General features: G+C 69.9%; 1 protein-coding gene. It reads left to right on the top strand.

Annotated elements, in window-relative coordinates; all coding sequences use genetic code 11:
• Positions 1–171 precede the first annotated feature (171 nt).
• Entirely contained in the window at positions 172–1,497 is a 1,326-nt protein-coding gene (locus ACIP8W_RS31925; RefSeq protein WP_402205913.1) for an IS4 family transposase, read from the top strand.
• Positions 1,498–1,531: the final 34 nt, after the last annotated feature.

Genomic DNA, 1,531 nt, shown 5'->3' with positions numbered 1-1,531 from the left:
CAAGGCCGTGAAGTTATGGCTCTGGCTGCGTTGTCCAGAGGGCCTTGAGGTGCGGTTTCGGCGGACATGAGGAGCGGAGCCCCGGTAGAACTGGCAGTCGACCAAGACAAGCCGTTCACAAGACCGGAGGCTCCGCTGTCCGAACAGTGTGCCATCACGCGTACCGTCACGGTGGCCGGAGACCGGTTTGCGCCTGGTCATCTGGGCGAACTCACGCAGCTGGTGCCCTTCGAGATGGTCGATGCGGCACTGAGCGCGACCAGAGCCGTGCAGTCGCGGCTGCGGGATCTGCCCTCCCGGGTCGTGGTGTACCTGCTCCTGGCCGGGTGCCTGTTCCCGGAGACGGGATACTCCGGCGTGTGGCGCAAGCTCACCGGGGCGCTGGCCGGCCTGCCGGTGGTCTCGCCGACGGCGAGTGCGCTGGCCCAGGCCCGCCGCCGCGTCGGCAGCAAACCGCTGCGGTGGCTGTTCGACCTGCTGCGGGGCCCGGCCGCGACCGGGCACGGGCCGGGGACCCGCTGGCACGGCCTGCTGGTGGTCGCGCTGGACGGCACCGTCCTGACGGTCCCCGACACCCCCGCGGTCCTGACCAGGTTCACCAAGCAGGCCGGCAACCACGGCGGGACCGGATACCCGCAGGTCCGTCTGCTCGCCCTGGTCGCCTGTGGCACCCGCACCCTCATCGACGCGGTCTTCGGCCCCACCACCTCGGGCGAGACCACCTACGCCCCGCGCCTGCTGCCCAGCCTGCGCACGGGGATGATCCTGCTCGCCGACCGCAACTTCGGCGCCCAAAAACTGGTGGCCGACATCGCGGCCACCGGAGCCGAGGTCCTGGTCAGGCTCAAGAACGGCCGCCGCATGCCCGTCCTGGCCCGCTACCCGGACGGCTCTTACCTCTCCGTCCTGGGCAGCCTGCACGTCCGCGTCATCGACTGCGAGATCACCATCACCACCACCGCCGGGACGCACACCGGCCTCTACCGGCTGGCCACCACCCTGCTCGACCACCACCGCCACCCGGCAGCCGCACTGACCACGCTGTATCACCAGCGCTGGGAGATCGAAACGGCCTACCTGGAACTGAAGTCGACCATCCTCGGTGGCCGCGTCCTGCGGGCCCGCACTCCCGACGGCATCGACCAGGAGATCTACGCCCTGCTGGTCGTCTACCAGCTGCTGCGGACTGCCATGGCGGACGCCACCAGCACCCGATACGGCACCGATCCCGACCGCGCCAGCCTCTCCATCGCCTGGCAGACCGCCCGCGACCTGGTCATCCAGGCCGCGGGCGTCATCGCCGACACGGTCATCGACCTCGTCGGCACCATCGGCCGACACGTCCTGGCCGCCCTGCTGCCTGCACGGCGACTACGCGCCAGCCCCCGCATCATCAAACGCGCCATCTCCAAGTACCAGGCCCGCGGCCCCCGCATCGACCGGACCAGCTACAAAGCCACCACCCGCATCGAAATCCTCGCGCCCGCAGGCCCTTGACAACCCAACCCAACCCGCAAACTTCACGGCCTTG

The organism is Streptomyces sp. NPDC088554 (genome assembly GCF_044752945.1).
Taxonomy (GTDB): domain Bacteria; phylum Actinomycetota; class Actinomycetes; order Streptomycetales; family Streptomycetaceae; genus Streptomyces.
The sequence above is the reverse complement of the archived record's forward strand: the minus strand, read 5'-3'. Positions and strand labels throughout refer to the sequence as shown.